This is a genomic window from uncultured Oscillibacter sp. (genome assembly GCF_900546705.1).
Taxonomy (GTDB): domain Bacteria; phylum Bacillota; class Clostridia; order Oscillospirales; family Oscillospiraceae; genus Oscillibacter.
The window spans coordinates 1-24181 of sequence record NZ_URDP01000019.1; the positions used below are offsets into that span (position 1 = coordinate 1).

The following is a 24181-nucleotide window of genomic DNA, read 5'->3' on the forward strand; positions in this document are numbered from 1 at the left end:
TGATGATCCGCTTGACATCCAGGCCCGCGATCTTGCCGGCGTCCTTGGTGGCCTGACGCTGGGCATCGGTGAAGTAGGCGGGGACGGTGATGACGGCCTCGGTGACGGTGCTGCCCAGATAGGCCTCGGCGTCAGCCTTGAGCTTCTGCAGGATCATGGCGCTGATCTCCTGGGGCGTGTAGCTCTTGCCGTCCACGGTGACCTTGTAGTCAGAGCCCATTTCCCGCTTGATGGAAGAGATGGTCCGGTCGGGGTTGGTGATGGCCTGACGCTTTGCCACCTGGCCCACCATGCGCTCGCCGGTCTTGGAAAACGCCACCACAGACGGGGTGGTGCGGTTGCCCTCGGCGTTGGGGATGACGACGGCTTCGCCGCCCTCCATCACAGCCACGCAGGAGTTGGTCGTACCCAGATCGATACCGATAACCTTAGACATAAATGATTCCTCCTATTAGATCGAACAAATCGTATTTTCTGTATGTGAATGCCGCCCGTTCAGTTTGCCACCTGAACAATGGCGTGCCGGATTACCTTGTCTCCCAGTGTGAAGCCCGCCTGGAACACCTGCGCCACCACATTCTCCTCCAGATTTTCATCTTCGATGTGCATGACGGCGTTGTGCTTTTCCGGGTCAAAGGGCTGACCCAGAGCGTCAATTTCCTTGACGCCCAGTTTTTTGAGGATCTCCTGATACTGATGGAAGATCATCTCCAGGCCCTTTTTGTGGGGCGAATCCTCGTCGCCCTCGGTGGACACCGCTCGCTCCAGGTTATCGTACACCCCCAGGAATTCCTTGATGGTGTCTGCCTTGGCGTCCTGATACAGGTTGTCCTTTTCCTTGGCGGTCCGCTTGCGGTAGTTGTCATACTCCGCCGTCAGCCGGACGAACTGGTCTTTCACCGACTCCAGCTGCTTGGCGGCCAGCTCCGCGGCCTCCATCTGCTGCTGGGTCAGGGTATAGGTCTTTTCTTTTTCCTTTTTCTTCTTACCGCCCTTGGATTTTTCCTCCGCTTTGGCGGTCTCGGCCGCTTCCTGCTCCGCCTCCTGCCGAGGCTCCTGCTGCGGCTCCTGCACCGGCTCTTCCGGTGTGGAGTTCTTATTCTCCTCGCTCATTCCTTCGTATCCTCCTTTGGGGGTAATTCGTGTTTTCCGAACAGACGGGTCAGCCCCTCGGCAAAGCCGGTCAGCCGCGCCGCCACGGCGGCGTAATCCATTCGGGTGGGACCGACCACACCGATCAATCCCCGCATATCGTCTCCAATATCGTAACTCGCCACCACGACACTGGTATCCTTGAGTGCCTCGCTGACGTTCTCCGGTCCGATGAGGATCTTCATGGGCCCGTCGTCCGGCATGGGGAGGTTCTCCTTGCTGTCGGCCAGGAAGCTCATGAGCTCATGGGCCTTGTCGGCATCCCGGAACTCCGGCAGCTTCAAAAGCTCCCGGGCTCCCGCCGTGACGATCTCCCGCTGTCCGGCCTCCTCCAGGGCATCCGCCGCATAGGAGACGGTCTGGGACAGCAGCAGGAAAAGCTGCGGCACCACCTGGTCGGCCACTGCCATCAGCCGCTGGTTCATCTCCTCCGGGGAGATGTTCACAAAGTGGGTATTGAGCAGCGTCACCAGCGTGGGCAGCTGATCCAGGTCCACCTTCAGCTGCAGCCGCAGCAGCTGGCTTTTCACCCGGCTGTCGCTCATCATCATCACCACGATGCACTTGCGCTCATCCACCGGCAGCAGCTCGAAGCGGCGGGCGGAGAGCTTCTTGCGGCCCGCAGCCGTTACATAGGCGGGGTAGTTGACAAAGGACGAAACCGCCTTGCCCGCCTGGGAGATCACCCGGTCCAGCTCCTCCATTTTTACCTGGAGGGCCTGGTTGATCTTCTCCGTCTCCGCCAGGCTCAGCCGCTGGCGCTCCATCAGCTCATTGACGTAGAGCCGGTAGCCCTTGGGAGAGGGGACCCGCCCGGCGGAGGTGTGGGGCTGCTCCAGATAGCCCAGCTCCGTCAGATCACTGAGCTCGTTGCGGATGGTGGCGGAGCTGACCTTGCCGCCCATCTCGGCGGCAATGGCCTTGGAGCCAACCGGCTCGGCGGTACGGATGTAGTCTTCGATCACGACCTTCAATATATGCTTTTTTCGGTCTGTCAGTTCCATCTCCTGCCGCTCCGGTTCCAATTTTCAGATTTAGCACTCTTCTTCCCTGAGTGCTAAAGTGAGTTTACCACCGGGGAAGTGCATTGTCAATGGATGGATATAAACAATTTGTGAACAAATCGCAATCGTTTTTTGAACTTTTTTTGCCGCGCAAAAAAACGGACCCGCCAAGGCAGGTCCGTTTTTCGTCATAAGGTCTTTGCCGCGTCCTTCACCGCCGCAGCCAGGTACAGCGAGCCCAGGGCGCACACCACGCCGTCCCGGCCGGCAGCCAGCACCGCCGTCTGCAGCCCGTCCCGCACGGACGCGCAGGCGCACACGGGCACCCCCCGGGGCAGCAGCCGCTGACGCAGCTCCTCGGCCCCCATGGCCCGGGGACTGGCCGGTGTCACTGTCACAATGGCTTCCGCCAGGGGAACGATGGCATCCAGCATAGGCTCCACATCCTTGTCCGCCAGCACGCCCAGCAGCACGGTCGCCTTCCGGCCCGGGAACAGCGATGCCAGGCTCTCGGCAGCGGCAGCCATGCCCTGGGGGTTGTGGGCCCCGTCCAGCAGCACCACCGGCTCCGCCGGGCGCAGCACTTCGAACCGGCCAGGCCATGCAGCGGCAGCAAGTCCGCGGGCCACCGCCTCCGGGGGGATCTCCCAGCCCCGCCGGGCCAGGGTCTCCACCGCCGTAATGGCCACCAGAGCGTTCTTCACCTGATAGGCCCCTGCCAGCGGCAGCGTCAGGCGGCCGTAGGGAGCGCAGTCAAATTCCGCGCCGTCCAGAGACAGCTGCCGGATCTTCGCCCGGGAAAAATCCACCTCTGTCAGCGGCGCCCCCTGCTCCCGGCAGGTCTGTCGGATGACCGCGTCGGCCTCCGGGCAGCCGCCGTAGCTGACTACCGGACTGCCGGGCTTGATGATGCCGGCCTTGGCCCGGGCGATATCCGCCTGGGTGGGGCCCAGCAGCACCGCATGATCCATGCCCATGGCGGTGATGACCGCCGCTTCCGGCGGGGGAATGACATTGGAGGCGTCCAGAGCACCGCCCAGGCCCACCTCCAGCACTACAATGTCGCAGGAGCGCTGCACAAAGTACAGCAGGGCAATGGCGGTGATCAGCTCAAACTCCGTAGGCGGCTCGTCCATGGACTCCGCCGCGGGGCGGACCTGTGCCGTCAGACGGCCCAGATCCTCGTCGGAGATCATCCGTCCGTCCACCCGGATCCGCTCGTGAAACGTCACCAGATAGGGGGAGGTGTTCAATCCTACCCGGTATCCGGCAGCCCCCAGCACGGCGGCAATCATGGCGCAGGTGCTGCCCTTTCCGTTGGTACCGGCCACATGGACGAACCGCAGCTTTTTCTGGGGATCGCCCAGCGCCCGCAGCAGCCGGCGCATCCGTCCCAGGCCCGGCGCGCGCTGCTGCCAGTGCTGTGCATGAATATAGGCAATCGCTTCCTGTCCGGTCATGGGACCCTTCCTTTCTTTTAACGCCGCTCCAGCAGCCGCTGACGGCGCAGCAGCTTCAGCATGGGAATGGCCACCAGGCCAATGAGTACTGCCGTCACCACGCCTACTACCAATCGCGCCGACAGGGCGCCCAGAATGTAGCCGGGGAAATAGTATCCGTAGAGCACGCTGTCCAGCCAAAGCACCGGCGTATTGGCCAGGGTGGTCAGCAGTGCTGCCGCCACAGAAACACCAAAGTAGACGGTGGGGCGGTCCTCCAGATGCCAGCCGCTCCGGCGGGCCTTCAGGGCCGCAAAGCCAATGACGGCTCCCCGCAGAGCCGGAGGGATAAGCCAGAGCACCGTGGTGGCGGTAAAGCCGTAGGAGAGCAGCTGCTTGAGAAACTCGCCGATGGCGGCGGCAGCGGCGGCCTCGCCCGGTCCGGCGGCCAGGGCCAGCACAGTCACCGGCAGAGAACCCAGGGACAGCTTCAGCGTCCCGATCTCCACAGCCATCCGGGCCAGGGGCAGATACAGGGCGGCCATGACGGCCACCCGGCAAAGGGCGTAGACGCCAATGCCTTTTGCGCTGGTGTTGTACCGTTTTTCCATAAAAAATCCTCCTTCTGTTTCGGCAGTCCGTAACCGGAACGCCGCACAGAGGAAGGATCGCACGATTCCCATATGCGGCAGCGGGATGCGGCGCGCACACTGCAAGGCTCCTGCCCTTTCGTCCGGAAAACAACTCCCCGTTTTTCCGGCACTATTTCACACATGCGTGCCTACTCTGCCTGAATGGTGCTATCATATCGCGTTCCCCCACAAAAGGCAATAGAAAAAGTTCCCCAAATCCTGAGATTTGGGGAACTTTTTTTGGCTTTTTTACTGCTCTGCCTTGGCGGCTTCGGCAGCAGCCTTGGCCTTTTCAGCCTGGGCCTTCTTGATTGCCTTGTACTTTTCCTTCTCTTCGGCAGTGGCGATGGGAAGGATGGCGTCACGGGGGCAGACCTTGGTGCACAGCTTGCAGCCCTTGCACTTGTCGTAGTCGATAACGGCCACGCCGTCCACCACATGGATGGCGTCAAACTTGCACTCCTTCTGGCACAGGCCGCAGCCGATGCAAGAGTTGGCGCACACGCTCATGGCGGCCTTGCCCTTGTTCTTGTTGGCGCAGGCCACGTGCACCTTCTTGGAGGCGGGCACGGAGACGATCAGGTGACGGGGGCAGGCATTGGCGCAGGCCATGCAGGCGGTGCACTTGTCCGGATCCACCACAGCGGTGCCGTTGGGACCGATGGACATGGCGCCGAACTGGCAGGCCTTCACGCAGGAGCCGAAGCCCAGGCAGCCGAACTCGCACTCCAGGGGGCCGGCGGCCACCTTGGTAGCGGAGATGCAGTCCTTCACGCCGATGTACTCATAGCGCTTCTTGGCAGCGGTACCGCCGTTGCAGCGGACGAACGCCACCTGACGCTCACCGGAGGGAGCCTCCTGGCCCATGATCTGGGCGATGGCGGCGGCGTTTGCAGCGCCGGCAGGGGCGCAGGCGTTGACGGGAGCGTCGCCGGCCAGAATGGCGGCAGCGCAGCCGGCGCAGCCGGGATAGCCGCAGCCGCCGCAGTTGGCGCCGGCCAGATGGCTGAGGATAGCTTCCTCACGGGGATCTTTCTTCACCTCAAAAATCTTGGAGGCGACAGCCAGGACCAGGCCGAACACAGCGCCCAGCACACCCAGCACAACGATAGCAGCAACAATATTCATTTCAAGCTCCTCCTTACCAGACCTTCAGGCCGGAGAATCCCATGAAGGCCAGGGCCATCAAGCCGGCGGTGACCAGAGCGATGGGGAAGCCCTCGAACGCCTTGGGATAGTCGGCGAACACCAGGCGCTCGCGGATGCTGGCGAACAGCACGATGGCCAGCAGGAAGCCCAGGCCGCCGGTGATGCCGTACACCACGGACTCAATGAAGTTGTAGTTGTTCTGCACGTTCAGCAGCACCACGCCCAGCACGGCGCAGTTGGTGGTGATGAGGGGCAGATAGATGCCCAGAGCCGTATACAGGGAGGGCATGGACTTTTGCAGGAACATCTCGATGAACTGCACCAGGGCAGCAATGACCAGGATGAAGGCCACCGTCTGCATGTAGCCCAGGTCAAAGCGCAGCAGCACGAACTCGTTGACCACATAGCACACAGCGGAGGCAAGGCCCATGACGAACGTCACGGCGATGCCCATGCCCACGGCGGTATCGACCTTCTTGGAAACGCCCAGGAAGGGGCAGCATCCCAGGAACTGGGAGAAGATGAAGTTGTTTGCCAGAATAGCTCCCAGCGTGATGCTTAAGAGGGTATAGATCTGATCCATTATTTGCTCTCCTCCTTATTCTTCTTGGGTCTGGCCAGCGCCCACTGCATGGCGGCGATCAGGCAGGCCAGCACCAGGAAGCCGCCTACCGGCAGCGTCAGCATGCCGGCCGGGAACTGGGAGGGAATGATCTGGATGCCCTTGCCGTCCACGCCCAGCAGGCCGCCGCCGAAGGTGCCGGCGCCCAGCAGCTCACGGATGATGCACATAATCAGCAGAACCACGGTGTAGCCAATGCCCTGGAAGATGCCGTCAAAGAAAGAGGCAGCCACGCCGTTCTTGTAGGAGAAGGACTCCGCACGGCCCAGGATGATGCAGTTCACCACGATCAGGGGAATGAACACACCCAGGGAGGAGGACAGCGCCGGAACGAATGCCTGGATCAGCAGGTCCACGCAGGTCACGAAGCCGGCGATGACCACGATGAACATGGCGATACGGATCTTATCGGGCACGATCTTGCGGATGGCGGAGATGATGACGTTGGACAGCGTCAAAATCACCGTAACGGCGACGCCCATGCCCAGGCCGTTGAAGAAGGAGGTGGTGATGGCCATGGTGGAGCACATACCCAGCACCTGCACCAGAACGGGGTTCTGGGTCAGGAGGCCCTCCATAAACTGTTTCTTTATATTCATAATGTTGCGTCCTCCCTTCTCAGCCCATGACGGAAGCCACGGCCAGCGCAGCGTTGACGCCGGTGGTAACGCCTCTGGTGGACACAGTGGCGCCGGAGATGGCATCCACGTTGCTGCCCACGGTCAGGGGCATATCGGCCGCAGTCTTACCCTGGAACTGATCCAGAACAGGCACGCCGCTGGCCAGAGGTTCGTTGTTCATGACCTTGGAGCCGATGCCCGCGGTCTCGGAGTTGTCCACGATGGAAACGCCGGTGACGGTGCCTTCACCGTCCACGCCCACCATCATCTCGATGTTGCCCTGAGAGCCGGAGGAGACGATCTTGAGGGCATAGCCGTCGCTCTCACCGTTCACGGTGACAGCATAGGCCTCGGTCAGGGTAGCGCCGGCGGAAGTGGCCGCGGCGGTCATGTCGTCGGTCAGCTCCAGCGGATCGGAGAACTCGCTGCTCTCGGGATCGGCCACAACCTTCTTCATAGCCGCTTCGGTGTTGGCCTTGTTGATATCGGCGATGGGGCCCTCAGTCACGCTGTTGACCCAGCCCAGGGCGCCGGCCACAACCACGCAGGTTATAAACAGTGTCACGGTCAGCTTGATGATGTACTTAGGGTCCATATCGACCTTTTCCTTGCTCTTCACTTCGGTACTCATTTCGCGGCCGCCTCCTTCTTATCGGATTTTACGACGCCAAAACGAGTGGGCTTGGTGTACTTATCGATCAGAGCCACGCACAGGTTCATGACCATGATGGAGTAGCAGACGCCTTCGTTATAGGAGCCAAAGTAACGGATGAACACGGTGAACAGGCCGCAGCCGATGCCGAAGATCAGCTGGCCCTTCTTGGTGACGGGAGAGGTGGCATAGTCGGTAGCCATGAAGAACGCGCCCAGCATGAGGCCGCCGCCGAAGATGCTGTAGAGCATCCACTCCAGGTTGCTGCCGGCCTTGGGGAACAGGAAGGTCAGCACAGCCACGGTGGCGATGTAGCCCACGGGGGTCTGCCAGTTGATGACCTTGCGCCAGATCAGGTACACGCCGCCCAGCAGCAGGCACAGAGCGGAAACCTCGCCCAGGGAGCCGCCGATGTTGCCCAGGAACATGTCGGTGACGGAGTACTTGCCCGTCAGCTCGGCAAAGCTGGCAGCCACAGCGTCGCCGGAGCCCTTCATGAAGGACAGCGGGGTGGCGGAGGTGATGATGTCCGCGGTGGAGCCCATCAGGGGAGCCTTGTTGGCAGCGGGGTCAATCCAGGTAGTCATGACGCCGGCGTAGCTGCCCAGCAGGAACGCACGGCCGGCCAGAGCGGGGTTGACAAAGTTCTTGCCGATGCCGCCGAAGAGCTGCTTGACCACAACGATGGAGAAGAAGCCGCCGATGAGGATCATCCAGTAGGGGGTGGTCACGGGGCAGACAAACGCCAGCAGCATACCGGTGACCACGGCGGAGAGGTCGCCCACGGACTCGGGCTTGTGCATGAGCTTACGGTACAGCCACTCCCAGAACATGCAGCCCACCACGGAGACAACCGTCAGCGTCAGGGCCTTGAAGCCGAACATCCACACAGCCCAGAGCAGGGCGGGGAGCATGGCCACGATCACATCCAGCATGATGGAGCGGGTATTCTCCGCGGCACGGATGTGGGGGGAAGAAGTGGCAATGAGTTTTAAATTCTTGTAATCCGTCATTTGTTGACAGCCTCCTTCTTCTCTTCAGCAGCCTTCTTGGCCTCGGCGGCAGCCTTGTCGGCGGCGGCCTTGTTCTTGACCAGCTGCTTGCCGGTCTTGAACATATGGGTCAGGTGCACCCGGGCCGGGCAGACATACGCGCAGGCGCCGCACTCCATGCAGTCCATGATGTGGGCCTCCTCCAGCTCTTCCACCATGCCCTTGGAGGCATACTGGAACATGAACAGGGGCTCCAGGTGCATGGGGCAGGCGGCAACACACTTGCCGCAGCGGATGCACTGGGGATTCTCCACGGTCTTCTCCTCGTCGGCGCAGAAGGCCAGCATGGCGCCGGTGCCCTTGCCCACGGGAATGTCCGCAGTGTACTGGGCCATGCCCATCATGGGGCCGCCGCACACCAGCTTGTAGGTGCCGTCCTTCAGACCGCCGCAGGCGTCAAAGAGGTTGGAGACGGGGGTGCCGATGGGGCACTCGATGTTCTTGGGCTCCACCACGCCGGAGCCGGAAACGGTGACGATCTTGTTGACCACGGGCATACCCTTGGTAATGGCCCGATAGATGGCGCAGGTGGTGTTGATGTTGAACACCGCGCAGCCGATGGCGGCGGGCAGTCCTCCGGGAGGAACCTGCTTGCCGGTGATGGCCTGGCACAGCTGCTTCTCACCGCCCTGGGGGTAACGGCAGCGCAGGGGCTCCACCACAACGGGGGCCTTCTGCTCGGCGATGACCTTGTTCATGGCGTCGATGCCGTTTTGCTTGTTGTCCTCCACGCCGATGACGACCTTGTCCACGCCGAACATCTTGGCCAGATACCGGCAGCCGCCGATGATCTCCTCAGGACGCTCCAGCATGGTGCGGTGGTCGCCGGTGATATAGGGCTCGCACTCGGCGCCGTTGATGATGACGGTGTCCACCTTGCCGATGCCGCTGGAGATCTTCACGTGGGTGGGGAAGGTTGCGCCGCCCATACCGACGATACCGGCGTTTTTGACCATCTCCACCATCTCCTCTACGGAGAGGGCGTCCGGATCGGCAGGCGCCTGGACCTCTTCGCTGAGGGTGTTCTGGAAGTCGTTTTCGATCACGACGGACATCATGTCGCCGCCCATGGAATAGGGCCGGGGCTCAACGGCCTTCACCGTGCCGGAAACGCTCGCATGGATGGGAGCGCCCAGACCGTGAAACTCGCCGATCTTCTGGCCGACCTTCACATGGTCTCCGACCTTGACGAGGGGCGTGCACGGTGCGCCGAAGTGCATGGACATCGGAATGACCACCACGGCTGGGGGCGCCAGCTGTTCGATGGCCTTTTCATTGGTTGCGGCCTTCATATCATGGGGATGAACGCCGCCAAAGAAAGCTTGTGCCATTGTCTTCACCTCATTTTTACTCCTGATAGCGTCCAAAGCGCAGGAAAATCCCCGCCCGCCGTGGCCGCGGGAGGGGGTCGACGCACTCTGGCGGTACTACCACATACTGCGTTTGATTCTACACCAAAATGAAAAAAATGTCCAGTCTGTGAACGACGGTTTTTGCGAAAACGGCGCATTTTTTTGCGGTTTTTTTCGTGATTTTTCACATTTTGCCTTTTTTCTCCCAGCAGCTTCCAGCCTCCGGCCGCCCCCGCCCACTTGTCAGCAGAGTGGAAAAATGCTATATTGAATGCAGATTTCCGGGCTGTCCGTCACCGGCGGCCACTTTATGAACTGGAGGGCATTCTATATGCCGCAACTCATCGACCGAAGACGGCTCAAAGCCGATATGAAACAACTGCTGCGCACGGCTCAGGTTCCCGCCAAGGCCATGGCCGCGCTGTATCTCGCCATTCTCCTGGGACTGGATCTGGCCGACGTGACCGCCGGCGGTCTGGGCTCCGGGCTGCTGGGCACCTTTGTCTCCGTGATGACAGGCCTTTTATCCATGGTGCTCTCGGCAGGTTTCGTGCTCTACTGCATGGCGGTGCGCCGTGGCCAGCGGGCGGAATTTCTGACGTTGTTCGACGGTTTTTCCTTTGTAGGCAAAATTGTGGGACTCAATATCGTCATTGCCGTATTTACCGCTCTTTGGAGCCTGCTGTTCGTCATCCCCGGCATTATCGCCTCCTACCGCTACCGCTTTGCCCTTTACAACCTCTATGAAAATCCCGGCATCGGCATCATGGAGGCACTGGATATGAGCAAGCAGCAGACCATGGGCTACAAGGAGCAGCTGTTCATGCTGGACCTGACCTATCTGGGCTGGTCGCTGCTGGCCTCTGTGCCGGCGCTGGTGCTGGAGTGGAGCATCTCCTATCAGGCCATCCAGCAATCCGTCAACTTGTCCTCCCCCGCCGCCATCGCGGCCATGCTGGCCATCTCCTCGGTGACCTGGGTCCTGCTGATGGACCTGTGGTCCGGCGTGGTGTCCCTTTTCTACCTGCCGGTCTACCAGTGCACGGAGCTGGGCTATTTCGACATTGCCAAGGAGACCTCCGGCGTGGGCCTGGGCGCCGCCCGGAAAAGCCCCGACGGTCTGGGCGGACTGTAAGTCCCATTTTCAGCCTACAAGCCTGCGGCGGATTTTAGAACCGCCCGCCTTCCAAATCCAGCAGGGAAAAGCCCCGGCAGTGAGCCGGGGCTTTTTGTTTGCTCACAGGGCCGGGAACGCCCGCCGCACCCATGTATTTTTCTCCAGGGCCGCCGCCCCCGCCGCCGCGCAGGCGGCGCCGAAGGCGCCCTGCACCAGGTTGCCCGGTACGCCCGCTGCCCCTGCCGCCAGGCTTCCCAGCAGCAGGGCGTCGTAGAGCCAGTAGCCTGCCACCATGATGCTCTCCGCCGCCGCGCCGCAGAAGGCCACTGCCCAGACATGACGGCGCGCCCGCCGGTACAGCTTTCCCGCCGCCAGGGCCATGAGGCCTTTGATGGCCAGCGTGGCAGGGGCATAGACGCCGTAGCCTCCCAGCAGATCCGCCAGCGCGGGTCCCAGCGCCCCCGCCGCCGCACCATAGCCGCCCAGCAAATACGCCCCCAGCAGCACCACTGCGTCCCCCGGGTTCACATAGCCGCCCGTGGGGGTGGGCACCGCCACCGTCAGCGTGGCCGCGCAGCTCAGCGCCGCCAGTGCGCCCGTCTTGGCCAGTGTGCGAACGGACGGCGCGGCCGGGGTCTGGACAAATTGCTTCTCCATATTGCCTTCCGCTCCCTTTCCCATTGGTTTGTGTTGCCATCATACGGCAGATATGGTATGATTGAAATAATCAATTCTTTTATTTTTTATAAGGTCAGAAAGGGGTATGGGCATGCTGACCTATTCCATGGAGGAACGGGGCGACCTGCCCCTTTATGAATATCTCTACCGCCGCATCCGGGAGGACATTCTGGCCGGAAAGCTGACGGCAGGGGAGCGTCTTCCCTCCAAGCGTGCGCTGGCAGAGCACCTGCACCTGTCCGTCATCACGGTGGAGGGCGCCTATCAGCAGCTGGAGGCGGAGGGATACGTCTACACCCGGCCCAAGCGGGGATTCTTTGTCTCCCAGGTGGACCGCGCCCCGGCGCCGGCGTGTCCCGCTCCCCCGCCGGAACAGCCGCCGGCCGCCCCCGTATGGCGTCTGGATCTGAAAAGCAATCAGGTGGATACCGGGCGTTTTCCCGTCTCCACCTGGGCCCGGCTCATCCGTCAGGTACTCAGCGAGGACGGCGGGGCGCTGCTGCGGCCGGTGCCCCACCAGGGCCTGCCCGCCCTGCGCCGGGCCATTGCCGACGATCTGCGGGACTACCGCGGCATGGCCGTCTCTCCGGAGCAGATCGTGGTAGGTGCCGGGGCGGAGTACCTCTATTTGCTGCTGGCCCAGCTGCTGGGACCGGAGGCGGTGTTTGCCGCCGAGGACCCGGGCTATCCCAAGATCCGCCAGGTCTATGAAAAGTGCGGCGCCCGCTGCCGCCCGGTGCCGCTGGACGCCCAGGGCATGGATTTGGACGCTCTTGCCGCCTCCGGCGCCACTGTGGCCCACCTGTCTCCCTCCCATCACTATCCCACCGGACTGGTGACTCCCATCGGGCGGCGGCAGGCGCTGCTGCGGTGGGCTGAGGAGACGGACGGCCTCATCATCGAAGACGACTACGACAGCGAGTTCCGCTTCACCGGACGCCCCATTCCCACATTGCAGAGCATCGACCGCAGCGGCCGGGTCATCTACATGAATACATTCTCCCAGACCATTTCCCCGTCCATGCGGGTGGGCTTTCTGGTGCTGCCGCCCCAGCTGCTGGACCGCTACCGCCGGGAGCTGGATTTCTACGCCTGCACAGTACCTGCCCTGGAGCAGCACGTGCTCTCCCGCTTTCTTGCCGGCGGCCACTACGAGCAGCACCTCGCCCGCATGCGCAAGGAGTACCGTCAGCGCCGGGACGCGGTGCTTACCGCATTCCGCGCCGGCCCCTTCGCCCGCCGCATCACCATCTCCGAGCAGGGTGCGGGACTGCACTTTCTGCTGCATCTGGACACCGGCCGCTCCGATCAGGAGATCCGCCGCCGGGGCGAGTCGCTGGGGGTTCGGCTGGGATTCCTGTCGGAGTACGCGGCAGTGCCCAACCCCGCCTACGACCACACACTGGTTATCAACTACGCGGGGCTGGACGAAGCGCGTCTTCCCCAGGCGGTGGAACTTCTGGCAGAGATTTTTGCGTAGTGCCGGCCATGAGAAAAGCGCGTCCCCGGTTGGGGACGCGCTTTTTGCCGTATTTTCCTCAGATCTCCCGGCGGCCCTCCAGAGCCCGCATCAAGGTGGCGTCATCGGCAAACTCCAGGTGTCCGCCCACGGGGATGCCGTAGGCCAGACGGGTCACCCGCACATCAAAGGGCTTGAGCAGCCGGGCAATGTACATTGCCGTGGCCTCGCCCTCCGTATCCGGATTGGTGGCCATAATGACCTCCTTGACCTCCCCGGAGGCCACCCGGTCCACCAGCTGGCGGATGGACAGATCGTCCGGCCCCACATGGTTCATGGGGGAGATGACTCCGTGAAGCACATGGTAGCGGCCGTTGTACTCCCGACTGCGCTCGATGGCCGCCACGTCCCGGGGATCGGCCACCACGCAGATGGTGGAGCCGTCCCGCTTGGGGGAGGCGCAGATGGGACACAGCCCTCCTGCGGTAAAGTTCTGGCACACGGGGCAGCAGGTGACCGAGTGCTTGGCGTCCAGGATAGCGTCGGCAAAGGCCTTGGCCTCTTCCTCCGGCAGTCCCAGCACGTAGAAGGCCAGACGCTGGGCGGATTTGCGGCCGATGCCCGGCAGGCGGGCAAACTGCTCCACCAGAGTTTCAAGGGGTGCAGGGAAAAATTCCATACAGGTTCCAACTCCTATTCCAGGAAAAGATGCCTCCGCCCGCTAAAGCGGGCGGAGGTGATGCACTTTGCTCAGCCCCGCAGCTGCCGGATGCGCTCGGGGATATTCTCCGCCTTGTACACGGCGCTGCCGGCCACCAGCACGTTGGCACCGGCGTCGATGCAGGTGCGGCAGGTGTCCGGCGCCACGCCGCCGTCCACCTCCAGCTCGCAGGCGGGGTTCTTCTCGTCAATCCACCGGCGCAGCTGGGTGACTTTGGGCATCATGTCCGCCATGAACTTCTGGCCGCCGAAGCCCGGCTCCACCGTCATGACCAGAATGAGATCCACCTTTTCCAAAAAGGGAAGGGCAGCCTCGGCAGGGGTCTTGGGCTTGAGCACCACGCCGGCCTTCTTGCCCTTGGCGTGGATCTTGTCGATGGCGGCGTGGATGTTCTCCGGCGTATCGGACTCCAGGTGCACCGTCACCAGATCCGCACCGGCGTCGCAGAACTGCTCCACATACCGCACCGGCTCCACGATCATCAGGTGCACATCCAAAAACATGTCCGTCACCTTTCGGATGGACTGCACCACCGGGATACCGATGGAGATGTTGGGCACGAACACGCCGTCCATCACGTCCACATGGACATAGTCGGCGTCGGCAATCCGATGGATGTCCCGCTCCAGATTGGCAAAATCCGCAGAGAGAATGGAAGGCGCGATTTTAACCATGAAATTACTTCCTTTCCATATTGTTCCGGCAGGCTCGTCCCCGGTGTCAGCGGAAGCCGCCGCCGCATAGGATGGCGCAAGCGGCAAGGGCGCCCGCCCGGAATCACGTTTCCCACCGCAGCGTCCGCCCCCAAGGCCGGGCGCCGCCGCTTTTTTGAATAGGGAGCCGGCGGAGCATCCGCCGGCTCCTCTTTGGTTTTTATCAGTGTATCAAACTCCCGGCCCAAAAGCAACCGCCCCGCCCCACCCCGGGAAAAATTTTGCAGAGTGTTGCATATGTCACTGAAATATTCAAATATTATGATAATCTAATGTCAGATTCAGAAAAGGACGGTGAACCCCATGGAAAACCGGGTAGACTATACGGCACAGGCAGCGCTGCTCAAGGCCCTCTCCAACCCCGTGCGGCTGAAGATCGTCCACAGCCTGCTGGTAAACGGCTGCCGGAACGTCTCCTGCATGGAGCGGGGAACGGGCATGTCCCAGTCGTGTATTTCCCAGCATCTGCAAAAGCTCCGCTCCGCCGGGGTGGTCACCGCAGAGCGCAGCGGCAACGAGGTGTATTACAAAGCCGCCTCCCAGGAGGTGGCCCGCCTGGTGGCGGCGCTGTTTGGAGAGGAGGCTTCCAGCTATGTCCTATGATGTTTTGGTAATCGGCGGCGGACCCGCCGGGCTGTCTGCGGCGCTGAACATCCGTGCCCGGGGGCGCAGTGTTCTGGTGGTGACCAATCCGCCGGAGGAAAATCCCCTCTGGCGGGCGGAACGGGTAGACAACTATCTGGGCATGGGCGCCGTCAGCGGCGCGCAGATGCTCTCCGATATGAACCGCCAGGCCCAGCTCTCCGGTGCGGAATTCGTGGCCGGGCGGGCACTGAGCGCATCGTACATGATGGATCACTGGTACGTCAGCGTGGGCTCGGACATGTACAACGCCAGAGCCGTGGTATTGGCCGCCGGTGTGGCCCGGGGAAAAAAATTCCCGGGTGAGCAGGAGTTTCTGGGCAAAGGCGTCAGCTACTGCGCCACCTGTGACGGCATGCTCTACCGGGGACGGCGGGTAGCGGTGCTGGGCTTTGCGGACTCCGCCCGCAAGGAGGCGGACTTCCTGGAGAGCATCGGCTGCACCGTGTTGTATTTCGACCGCCCCAAATCCTGCACCATTGCCGGAGGCGACAAGGTGGAGACCGTCACCTGCGACGGCATCACAGAGGCGGTGGACTGTGTGTTCATCCTGCGGCCTACCATGGCCCCCACGGATCTGTTTCCGGGCCTTGCAACGGACAAGGGCTATGTGACCGTAGATCGCCGCATGGCAACAAATCTGCCCGGCCTCTTCGCTGCCGGCGACTGCACCGGCGGTCCCCTCCAGGTCGCCAAGGCCGTGGGCGAGGGGTTGGTGGCCGGACAGAGCGCCGCAGCCTTCGCCGTGGAGAAAAACCGTTCCCAACAGGGATAATTCCCGTAACATACCTATATATAAATATTGAGTACAATCAAGCAAAGGAGATTTGAACAATGGCAGTACAGCATTTGAAAACCAGCGAATTCCAGTCCGTGGTGGACGCAGCCCCTCTGGCAATGGTGGACTTCTGGGCCTCCTGGTGCGGCCCCTGCAAGATGCTCTCCCCGGTGATTGACTCCCTGGCCCAGCAGTTTGACGGCAAGGTGCTGGTGGGCAAGGTGAACGTGGACGAGGAGCCGGAGCTGGCCCGTCAGTTCGGCGTCATGAGCATCCCCACTGTGGTGTTCCTGAAAAACGGCAAGGAGATCGACCGGAAGGTGGGCGTCATGCCCCCGGAGAGCTTCGTGTCCGTGCTCAACGCCAACCTGTAAAATTTCGCAGGCAGAAAAAGAGGAGGCTTCCGCCTCCTCTTTTTTATTCAGGCAAGCGCATTGCAAAAACAGACGGCAGGCAATTGCCTGCCGTCTGTTTCATTCTTTTATGCGCTTGGCGCTGCTCAGCACTTCTCAAAGATGGTGGCAGTGCCCATGCCGCCGCCGATGCACAGCGTGGCCAGGCCCTTCTTGGCCTCGGGACGCTTCTGCATCTCGTGCAGCAGCGTGACGATGATCCGGGCGCCGGAAGCACCAACGGGATGGCCCAGAGCAATGGCGCCGCCGTTGACGTTGACCTTGCTCATGTCGAAGCCCAGCTCACGGGCCACGGCGATGGACTGTGCGGCGAACGCCTCGTTGGCCTCCACCAGGTCGATGTCGTCGATGGTCACGCCGGCCTTGGCCATGGCATTGCGGGAAGCCACCACGGGGCCAACACCCATGATCTTGGGATCGACGCCGCCCTGGCCCCAGCCGATCAGCTTGGCCATGGGCTTGAGGCCGTACTTCTCAACAGCCTCACCGGAGGCCAGGATGATGGCGGCAGCGCCGTCGTTGATGCCGGAAGCGTTGGCGGCGGTCACGCGGGGAGTGCCCTTGTCCTCGGCCTCCTGGATGCCCTTGGGCTCAAAGGTATGAACCACCTGGGGATTGGGGGACTCGGGACCAACGGGGAACGCGCCGCGCAGCTTGGCGATGCTCTCAGCGGTGACGCCCTCCTTGGGATACTCGTCGCGCTTGAACTCCACGATCTCCTTCTTGACCTTCACGGGGACGGGAACGATCTCGTCGTCGAACCGACCGGAGTCGCGGGCGGCGCAGGCCTTCTGCTGGGAAGCGGCGGCGAACTCGTCCTGCTCCTTGCGGGTGATGCCCCACACGTCGTTGATGTTCTCAGCGGTGGTGCCCATGTGATAGTTGTTGAAGGCGTCCCACAGGCCGTCCTTGATCATGGTGTCCACCAGCTTCTTGTCACCCATGCGGGCGCCCCAGCGGGCTTCCATGGAAGCGAAGGGAGCGGCGCTCATGTTCTCGGTACCGCCGCAGACCACCACGTCGGAGTCACCGGCCAGGATGGAGCGGGCGCCCTCGATGACGGACTTCATGCCGGAGCCGCACACCATGCCCACGGTATAGGCAGGCACGGAATAGGGGATGCCGGCCTTGATGGCCACCTGACGAGCCACGTTCTGGCCCTGAGCGGCAGTCAGGATGCAGCCGAACATAACCTCATCCACGTTCTCGGGCTTGACGCCGGCGCGGTTCAGGGCCTCCTTGACCACGATGGCACCCATCTCAGCGGCGGGAGTGTTCTTCAGGGAGCCGCCAAAGGAACCGATGGCAGTTCTGCAGCAATTCACGACATAAAGATCTTTCATGATTGGCCTCCATTTTCAAATTATATTTTGGATACGGCGGCAGCGGTCGGGCACAGTGCCCCGCGCCGCCGCGGCTGACGGAATAACAGGGAAGCCGGAGTTTGTCAAAAGATAAACATGATTGCTAATTTTTTGACAAGCCCGTGGATACCTCCCCGCTGCAATTTTGATTATAGTGGCTTTGTCCCGTCCCGTCAATGAAAAACTATGTGAAATTTGAAAATTTGTTAAATCTTTGACAAAACGAACCCTGTTTTCGTCAAGATGACGAAAACAGGGTTCTCCGCCGTTGCCTTAACTCCCACGGGCTGCGTCCAGGGCATTGCAGAAGGTCTGGACGTCCAGCTCCTGATAGGATTGGGACACGGTGATTTCCGCACCGGCGGCAGCGTCCAGCAGCCGGCGGTCCAGCAGGTCCAGCCGCACAGCTTCACAGTCGTCTTCCAGCCGGGCAAGGATGGCAAACCCGTCAGGTCCTTCCACCACACCGCTGATCTGTCCGGGGGAGAGGGCCGCTGCCGCCTGGGCATAGGCGTCCGGCAGTGAGCCGTCGCCGGGCAGCAGCGTGCGGGGATAGCCGCTCTCCCCCCGCTCCTGGCGGATACGTCCAAGCTCCGCCACCGGATCGGCGCTTTCATTGATGCGTCCAAACAGGGACGCGGCCTCTTCCGCGGCATCGGCGGAGAATTCCACCAGATCCACGGTCACATAGCCACGCTGCTGATAAAACTCCGACAGGGCCGACGCATCCTCCCACAGGGGGGAATTTTCCTCCTGCGCCAGCCGGCAGAGCTTTTGATACAGTACGTGGTCCTCCGCCATGCGCCGGGCCCCTGCCTGGTCCAGTCCCTTTTGGGCCAGGGAGGCAAGGTACGTCTCCTGGCCGCCGTGCTCCGCCGCCGTGTCCTGCCAGACGGTTTCCACGTCAGTCTGATCCGCCTCCGTCAGCGGGCAGTCATACTGTCCGGCCCAGTTTTCCACGGTGGCATATAGGGCGGCGCTCTCCAGAGCCTGCTCTTTGGCATACTGGGCCAGCGTCCCCGTCTCCGTATCGGAAGACCAGTCCAGCGTCTGTTCCTGCTCCTGGCAGGACCGGCGGATCTCATCCGTAATCTCACTGAGCCAGTAAAGATACACCCCAGCGGGGACTTCCCGGCCGTCCACGGTGGCCACGGTCTGATCGGGGGAGGAAAAGCCTGCCTGCTCCCACAGGCCCTTCTCCGGGGCCGGCGTGCCGCAGGAGACGGCCGCCAGGCAGCACAGCAGGGCCGCAGGAATCAGCAGGAGGGATTTTTTCATGGCGTTCAGACTCCTTTATAGGATGTCCCATCCTATGCAGCCCCGCCGGCGTTTATGCGTGCTCCTCCGTGGCAAGCCGCAGGTCCTCCACCAGCTCCGTGGCGCTCTCCAGCACATCGGCGCCGGGCTTGAGCCGCAGCGTCAGGGCCGGAGTCTCTCCGGCAGAGAGGCTCAGCCGCTGGCGGTACTTGGGCATACCGCACACAGCCACCAGCGCCTCCGGCCGGAACACGGCCAGCTGCAGCTTCAGCGTGCTGCCCTTCTGTGAGATGTCCGACACGCCCGCCTTGGACGCCGCCGAGCGCAGCAGCGCCACGTCCAGCAGCGCCAGTACGCTCCTGGGGGCCTCGCCGTAGCGGTCCAGCATCTCGTCGAGCAGGTCGGAGGCGTCCTCGTTGGTACGGATGGCTGCAATGCGCCGATAGAGATCCATCCTCTGCTCCGCCGTTGGCACATAGCGCTCGGGGATATTGGCGTTGACGGTCAAATCGGCAGAGCACTCCGTCTCCACCTTCTTCTCCTCGCCCTTTTCCTCCAGCACCGCCTCCTCCAGCAGCTTGAGGTACAGGTCGTAGCCCACGCTCATGAGATAGCCGGACTGCTCGGGGCCCAGCAGGTTGCCCGCGCCTCGGATCTCCAGATCCCGCATGGCAATTTTGAAGCCGGAGCCGAATTCCACGTACTCCCGGATGGCGGCCAGCCGCTTGGCGGCGGTCTCCTGGAGCACCTTGCCCCGGCGGTAGGTGAGGTAGGCATAGGCCCGCCGGGCGCTGCGTCCGATACGGCCCCGGATCTGGTGGAGCTGGGCCAGGCCCATTTTGTCCGCATCCTCGATAATCAGAGTGTTGACGTTGGGAATGTCAATGCCCGTTTCGATGATGGTGGTGCACACCAGAATGTCCGCCTCGCCGTCCACCATGGCCTGCATGACGGAACTGAGCTCCTGTTCGCCCATTTTTCCGTGGCCCACCACGATGCGCACCTCCGGCCCCAGCATCTTCTGGAGGCGTGAGGCGGTCAGGTCGATGCTCTCCACCCGGTTGTGCAGGTAGTAAACCTGGCCGCCCCGGCCCAGCTCCCGGCGGATGGCATCCTCCACCACGGCCCAGTCGTGTTCCATCACATAGGTCTGCACCGGCTGGCGGTCCTGGGGAGGCTCTTCCAGGGTGGACATGTCCCGAAGACCCGAGAGGGCCATATTCAGCGTACGGGGGATGGGGGTGGCGGAGAGCGTCAGCACATCCACCTGGCGGCTCATCTCCTTGAGCCGTTCCTTATGGGTAACGCCGAAGCGCTGCTCCTCGTCAATAATGAGCAGCCCCAGGTCGTGGAACTTCACATTCTTTTGCAGCAGCTTGTGGGTACCGATCAGCAGATCCACGGTCCCCCGTTCCGCCGCGTCCAGAATCCGCTTTTGCTCCTTGGCGGAGGTAAACCGGGAGAGCACCTCGATCTTCACCGGGAAGCTGCGGAAGCGGCTGACCGCCGTGGCGTAGTGCTGCTGGGCCAGCACGGTGGTGGGCACCAGAATGGCCGCCTGCTTGCCGTCCAGAATGCACTTCATCACCGCCCGCAGGGCAACCTCCGTCTTTCCGTAGCCCACGTCGCCGCACAGCAGCCGGTCCATGGGGCGGGGCCGCTCCATGTCCGCCTTGATCTCCGCGATGCACCGCAGCTGGTCGTCGGTCTCCACATAGTCGAAGGCCTCTTCAAACTCCCGCTGCCAGGTGGAGTCGGGGGAGAAGGCAAAGCCAGGCTGCTTCTGCCGCTGGGCGTAGAGGGCAATGAGGCCCTTGGCAAGGTCCTTGGCCGCCTTCTTGGCTCTGGACTTCTGCTTGGCCCATTCGGTGCCGCCCAGCTTGTTGAGCCGGGTCTTCTCCGTGTCCTCCCCGCCGCCGATGTACTTGGACACCTGGTCCAGCTGGGTCACGGGCACGTACAGGCAGTCGCCCCCGGCGTAGTCGATTTTGATATAGTCCTTTTCCACTCCATCCACCGGCATCTTCTGGATGCCGGCAAAGCGGCCCACGCCGTGGTGGACGTGGACCACCAGATCTCCGGGAGAGAGGTCTGTGTAGGACTGGAGCTTCTGCCGGTTGGAGTCGTGCTTGAGACGGCGCCGCTTCTGGGCTACAGCGGTCAGCTGGCCCTCCGTCAGCACCGCCAGCTTCAGCGCCGGCCACTCGCTGCCGGCGCTCAGGGCCCCCAGGCTCACCCGGATCTCCCCCGGCGCGGGCATGGCAGCGCCGGCAAGATCCAGGGCAGCCGGGATGTCCCGCTCCTCCAGCAGGCGGCACAGATTCTTCGCCCGGGTCTCGCTGCCGCACAGCACCAGTACCGCGCTGCCGGAGGTGCGGTAGTGGGTCATATCGCCCACCGCCGTTTCCAGGCTGCCGCCGTAGGAGCTGAGCTGCTTGGCGCTGACAGAGGCCAGTTCCTTGGGCCGCAGGGGATAGTGGGAGGTGGGCAGGGCATTTTCCATCAGCACGGGGAACTCCTCCAGTGCCGCAAACAGCTCCTCCGCCGTCAGGCACAGCTTGGCGTACTCCCCGGCCAGCAGTCCCTGCTCCATCAGCGTCTCCGTATCCTGGCGCTGCTGGGTCTGGGTGCTCTTGGCCCGGTCCTCCACCCGGCCGCTCTCGCACAGCACCACCAACGTCTCCGGCGGCAGGTAGTCAATGGCCGTGGTAACCTGATCGTATACGGCGGCCAGGTACCGGTCAGCCCCGCTGACGGCTGCGCCGTTTTCCAAACGCTCCGCGTCCTGACGCAGTGTCTGCACCAACGCCTCGGACTTGTGCTTTTTCTCCAGCTTCTCCGCCAGGACCCGCAGCCGTCCGGCAAGGCCCGCCGGGCCGCCCTGGGCGGCACCGGGCAGCACCTCCGCCGCCGGCAGGATGCGGACCTCATGGACGTTCTTCACCCGCCGCTGGGTAGCCGGGTCAAAGGTGCCCATGGAGTCGATCTCATCGTCAAAAAACTCGATGCGCACCGGCTGGTCCATCAGCGGAGAATAGACATCCAGGATGCCGCCCCGCAGGGCGAACTGTCCCACGCCCTCCACCTGCTGGCAGCGGACATAGCCCGCCTGGGTCAGCTGCTGGGCCAGCCGCGCCGGATCGGTGCGCTGCCCCATGGAGATCTGTGCGGAGAGCTCCTGCATAAGGGCCGGCGGCAGTGTCCGGGCCATGAGGGCATCCGCCGTGGCCACCGCCGCCCCCACCTGACCGCCGGAGAGGGCGTAAAGCGCCCCCAGGCGGTTTTGCTCCCAGGCCCGGGAGGCCACCGCGCCGGGGCGCAGCTGCCACTCCCTGCCCGGCAGCACCACCGGCTCTTGTTCCAGCAGTGTGCGCACATCCCCCGCCAGCGCCTGGGCCTCCCGCTCATCGCCGCAGACGAACAGCACCGGCCGCCCGGTGGCCCGGGCCACCGCGGCGCCCACGCAGGCCCGCTGCACCGGCTGGAGGCCGGTAACCGCTGCGGGGCAGCCGCCCGACTCCACCCGGCGGGCCAGCTCCGCCACTTCAGGAATGGTATTGAGTTTTCGCAGGAATTGTTCCATGGCTCGCACCTTTTACAAATTTTGGAAGTTATGGGTAAAGGAAGCCCCAGCCCCCGAAACAGGGGTGGGGTCGTTTTATTGTATGCGGGCACAACGCCCGTCTTGCCGCTCAGTTATAGTCGTTCATGGCCTTCTGGCAGCCGTTTTGGATGATGCACGCGGCAGCCTGGATGGCCCGCTCAAAGCTCTCCACCAGGATCTTCCGGTCCTCCAGAGACGGCACGCCGATGACCCAGTCGATCATCTCCGCCCCGCCGCCGGCAGGGGCTCCGGTACCGATCTTGATGCGGGGAAAGTCCTGGGTGCCCAGATGGGCAATGATATTTTTGATGCCGTTGTGGCCGCCGGCGGAGCCGGTGGGCCGCACCCGGAGTTTCCCCACCGGCAGCGACACGTCGTCATAGATCACCAGCACGTGCTCCGGGGGGATCTTGTAGAACTGGACGGCCTCCCGCACCGCCTCACCGGAGAGATTCATATAGGTCTGGGGCTTCATGACCAGGCACCGCTGCCCGGCAAAGGGGAAGATGTTGAAGGCGGACTTGAACTTCACCTTGTTGAGCTTTTGCCCCTCCTTCTCCGCTAGCAGATCCACAGTGAGAAACCCCATATTGTGACGGGTGCGGGCATACTTCTCCCCGGGGTTGCCCAGTCCCACGATGAGCCAGTCCACAGCGCTATTCCTTGCGAACATATCGTACTCCTTGGTCTTTCAAGTTTCTCGGGCAGCCGACAAAGGCGGGAAAGATGCCCTTCCCGCCTTTGCGTACCGTGTAGATGGACGTTCCGTCTCAGCGGAACAGCTTGGAGATGGAGACCTCCTGATAGATGCGCTCGATGGCCTCGGCGAACATGTTGGCCACGGACAGATACTTGATCTTATCGCTCTTGGCCGGGTCGATGGGGGGAATGGTGTCCAGCAGGGCCAGCTCCTGGATGCAGCTGTTGTTCAGCCGCTCGATGGCGGGGCCGGAGAGGACGCCGTGGGAGGCGCAGGCGTGGACGCTCTTGGCGCCGCCCACTTCCATCAGCGCGGTGGCCGCGTTGCACAGGGAACCGGCGGTATCCACCAGGTCGTCGAAGAGGATACAGTCCTTGCCCCGGACGTCGCCGATCACGTTCATGACCTCGCAGCTGTTGGCCTTCTGGCGGCGCTTGTCCACGATGGCCAGGTTCATGTGCAGCTTCTGGGCGAAGGCGCGGGCGCGGGCCACGGAGCCCACGTCGGGGGAGACCACCATCATGTTCTCGCAGTCGGCGCCGAACTTCTTGGCGTAGTAGTCCACGAAAATGGGGTTGCCGGCCAGGTTGTCCACAGGAATGTCAAAGAAGCCCTGGATCTGGGCGGCGTGGAGATCCATGGTCAGGACGCGGTCGGCACCGGCGGCGGTGATCATGTTGGCCACCAGCTTGGCGGTAATGGGATCGCGGGCCTTGGCCTTGCGGTCCTGACGGGCATAGCCGAAATAGGGGATCACGGCGGTGATCCGGCCGGCGGAGGCGCGCTTGAGCGCGTCGATCATAATGAGCAGCTCCATGAGGTTGTTGTTGACAGGGGTGCAGGTGGACTGGACCACGAACACGTCGCTGCCGCGGACGGTCTCATACAGGGAGACGAAAATCTCGCCATCGGAGAACGTGCCCACCTCGGACTCGCCCAGTTTCGTTCCCATCAGCTTGCAGATCTCCTCTGCCAGCTTGGGGTTCGCGTTGCCGGAAAATACCTTGACATCTTTGCCATGAGAGATCATGTTGAACGCCCTCTTTCTATATCGTTAATTT

24 protein-coding genes and 1 riboswitch are annotated in these 24181 nt (G+C 62.6%); of the genes, 5 read left to right on the forward strand and 19 right to left on the reverse strand.

The features are described 5' to 3' along the window. The 11 genes from QZS13_RS05700 to rsxC form a co-directional block, all read right to left on the reverse strand. A partial coding sequence (locus tag QZS13_RS05700; protein WP_295586732.1) for an Hsp70 family protein occupies positions 1-436 on the reverse strand: 436 nt, incomplete at its 3' end. 59 nt (positions 437-495) lie between these two features. Next, positions 496-1113, reverse strand: a complete 618-nt coding sequence (grpE, locus tag QZS13_RS05705) for a nucleotide exchange factor GrpE (RefSeq protein WP_295586735.1) — start codon at positions 1111-1113, stop codon at positions 496-498. Continuing rightward, positions 1110-2156, reverse strand: a complete 1047-nt coding sequence (gene hrcA, locus QZS13_RS05710) for a heat-inducible transcriptional repressor HrcA (RefSeq protein ID WP_295586738.1) — start codon at positions 2154-2156, stop codon at positions 1110-1112. The genes grpE and hrcA overlap by 4 nt, the downstream gene beginning before the upstream one ends. A 188-nt stretch (positions 2157-2344) precedes the next feature. Beyond that, the gene (locus QZS13_RS05715) at positions 2345-3616 is read right to left on the reverse strand and encodes a folylpolyglutamate synthase/dihydrofolate synthase family protein (protein WP_295586741.1); all 1272 of its coding nucleotides are present in this window, start codon (positions 3614-3616) and stop codon (positions 2345-2347) included. A gap of 17 nt (positions 3617-3633) precedes the next feature. Continuing rightward, on the reverse strand, positions 3634-4206 hold the full coding sequence (locus QZS13_RS05720) for an ECF transporter S component (RefSeq protein WP_295586744.1): 573 nt from the start codon (positions 4204-4206) through the stop codon (positions 3634-3636). A gap of 76 nt (positions 4207-4282) precedes the next feature. Continuing rightward, positions 4283-4386, reverse strand: a riboswitch (THF riboswitch). A gap of 90 nt (positions 4387-4476) precedes the next feature. Beyond that, positions 4477-5355, reverse strand: a complete 879-nt coding sequence (locus QZS13_RS05725) for an RnfABCDGE type electron transport complex subunit B (RefSeq protein ID WP_295586747.1) — start codon at positions 5353-5355, stop codon at positions 4477-4479. A 13-nt stretch (positions 5356-5368) separates the two neighbouring features. After that, positions 5369-5959: an electron transport complex subunit RsxA gene (rsxA, locus tag QZS13_RS05730; RefSeq protein WP_295586750.1), complete on the reverse strand. Its 591-nt coding sequence runs from the start codon at positions 5957-5959 to the stop codon at positions 5369-5371. Further along, a complete protein-coding gene (locus QZS13_RS05735) occupies positions 5959-6597 on the reverse strand; it encodes an electron transport complex subunit RsxE (protein ID WP_295586753.1) in 639 nt (212 codons plus the stop codon). The genes rsxA and QZS13_RS05735 overlap by 1 nt, the downstream gene beginning before the upstream one ends. A gap of 19 nt (positions 6598-6616) precedes the next feature. After that, positions 6617-7249, reverse strand: coding sequence for an FMN-binding protein (locus QZS13_RS05740; protein WP_295586756.1), 633 nt, complete (start codon positions 7247-7249; stop codon positions 6617-6619). Next, positions 7246-8283, reverse strand: a complete 1038-nt coding sequence (locus QZS13_RS05745) for an RnfABCDGE type electron transport complex subunit D (RefSeq protein WP_295586759.1) — start codon at positions 8281-8283, stop codon at positions 7246-7248. The genes QZS13_RS05740 and QZS13_RS05745 overlap by 4 nt, the downstream gene beginning before the upstream one ends. Next, complete coding sequence (gene rsxC, locus QZS13_RS05750; protein WP_295586762.1) at positions 8280-9653, reverse strand: electron transport complex subunit RsxC; 1374 nt, start codon at positions 9651-9653, stop codon at positions 8280-8282. Before rsxC ends, QZS13_RS05745 begins: the two co-directional genes overlap by 4 nt. Positions 9654-10005: 352 nt before the next feature. On the opposite strand from rsxC, the gene QZS13_RS05755 reads away from it, so the two are divergent. Then, complete coding sequence (locus QZS13_RS05755; protein ID WP_295586765.1) at positions 10006-10809, forward strand: DUF975 family protein; 804 nt, start codon at positions 10006-10008, stop codon at positions 10807-10809. 102 nt (positions 10810-10911) lie between these two features. Here the strand turns inward: QZS13_RS05755 and QZS13_RS05760 are convergent, their stop codons facing one another. Next, positions 10912-11448, reverse strand: a complete 537-nt coding sequence (locus QZS13_RS05760; protein WP_295586768.1) for an ECF transporter S component — start codon at positions 11446-11448, stop codon at positions 10912-10914. A gap of 112 nt (positions 11449-11560) precedes the next feature. Between QZS13_RS05760 and QZS13_RS05765 the strand changes: the two genes are divergently transcribed. Next, positions 11561-12949 (forward strand): PLP-dependent aminotransferase family protein, encoded by a 1389-nt coding sequence (locus QZS13_RS05765; RefSeq protein WP_295586772.1) that lies wholly within the window; start codon positions 11561-11563, stop codon positions 12947-12949. A gap of 58 nt (positions 12950-13007) precedes the next feature. Here QZS13_RS05765 and recR read toward each other — a convergent pair whose 3' ends face one another. Continuing rightward, complete coding sequence (gene recR / locus QZS13_RS05770; protein ID WP_295586775.1) at positions 13008-13607, reverse strand: recombination mediator RecR; 600 nt, start codon at positions 13605-13607, stop codon at positions 13008-13010. A 71-nt stretch (positions 13608-13678) separates the two neighbouring features. Next, positions 13679-14323, reverse strand: coding sequence for a ribulose-phosphate 3-epimerase (gene rpe, locus QZS13_RS05775; RefSeq protein WP_295586778.1), 645 nt, complete (start codon positions 14321-14323; stop codon positions 13679-13681). 342 nt (positions 14324-14665) lie between these two features. On the opposite strand from rpe, the gene QZS13_RS05780 reads away from it, so the two are divergent. Genes QZS13_RS05780 through trxA form a run of 3 tightly spaced genes read left to right on the forward strand, consistent with a single transcriptional unit; the run spans position 14666 to position 16156 of the window. Beyond that, the gene (locus tag QZS13_RS05780) at positions 14666-14965 is read left to right on the forward strand and encodes a helix-turn-helix transcriptional regulator (protein ID WP_295586781.1); all 300 of its coding nucleotides are present in this window, start codon (positions 14666-14668) and stop codon (positions 14963-14965) included. Next, complete coding sequence (locus QZS13_RS05785) at positions 14955-15779, forward strand: NAD(P)/FAD-dependent oxidoreductase (RefSeq protein WP_295586784.1); 825 nt, start codon at positions 14955-14957, stop codon at positions 15777-15779. Before QZS13_RS05780 ends, QZS13_RS05785 begins: the two co-directional genes overlap by 11 nt. 59 nt (positions 15780-15838) lie before the next feature. Beyond that, the gene (gene trxA, locus QZS13_RS05790) at positions 15839-16156 is read left to right on the forward strand and encodes a thioredoxin (RefSeq protein WP_295586786.1); all 318 of its coding nucleotides are present in this window, start codon (positions 15839-15841) and stop codon (positions 16154-16156) included. 125 nt (positions 16157-16281) lie between these two features. Here trxA and QZS13_RS05795 read toward each other — a convergent pair whose 3' ends face one another. The 5 genes from QZS13_RS05795 to QZS13_RS05815 form a co-directional block, all read right to left on the reverse strand. Beyond that, positions 16282-17538, reverse strand: a complete 1257-nt coding sequence (locus QZS13_RS05795; RefSeq protein ID WP_295586789.1) for an acetyl-CoA C-acetyltransferase — start codon at positions 17536-17538, stop codon at positions 16282-16284. A gap of 294 nt (positions 17539-17832) precedes the next feature. Further along, positions 17833-18837, reverse strand: a complete 1005-nt coding sequence (locus tag QZS13_RS05800; protein WP_295586794.1) for a peptidyl-prolyl cis-trans isomerase — start codon at positions 18835-18837, stop codon at positions 17833-17835. A gap of 52 nt (positions 18838-18889) precedes the next feature. Then, on the reverse strand, positions 18890-22399 hold the full coding sequence (mfd, locus tag QZS13_RS05805; RefSeq protein WP_295586797.1) for a transcription-repair coupling factor: 3510 nt from the start codon (positions 22397-22399) through the stop codon (positions 18890-18892). A 109-nt stretch (positions 22400-22508) separates the two neighbouring features. Beyond that, the gene (gene pth / locus QZS13_RS05810; RefSeq protein WP_295586800.1) at positions 22509-23093 is read right to left on the reverse strand and encodes an aminoacyl-tRNA hydrolase; all 585 of its coding nucleotides are present in this window, start codon (positions 23091-23093) and stop codon (positions 22509-22511) included. 97 nt (positions 23094-23190) lie between these two features. Beyond that, positions 23191-24150 carry a ribose-phosphate pyrophosphokinase gene (locus tag QZS13_RS05815; RefSeq protein WP_295586802.1) on the reverse strand — a complete coding sequence of 320 codons (960 nt, stop codon included), beginning with the start codon at positions 24148-24150 and terminating at the stop codon, positions 23191-23193. Between the last annotated feature and the right edge of the window lie 31 nt (positions 24151-24181).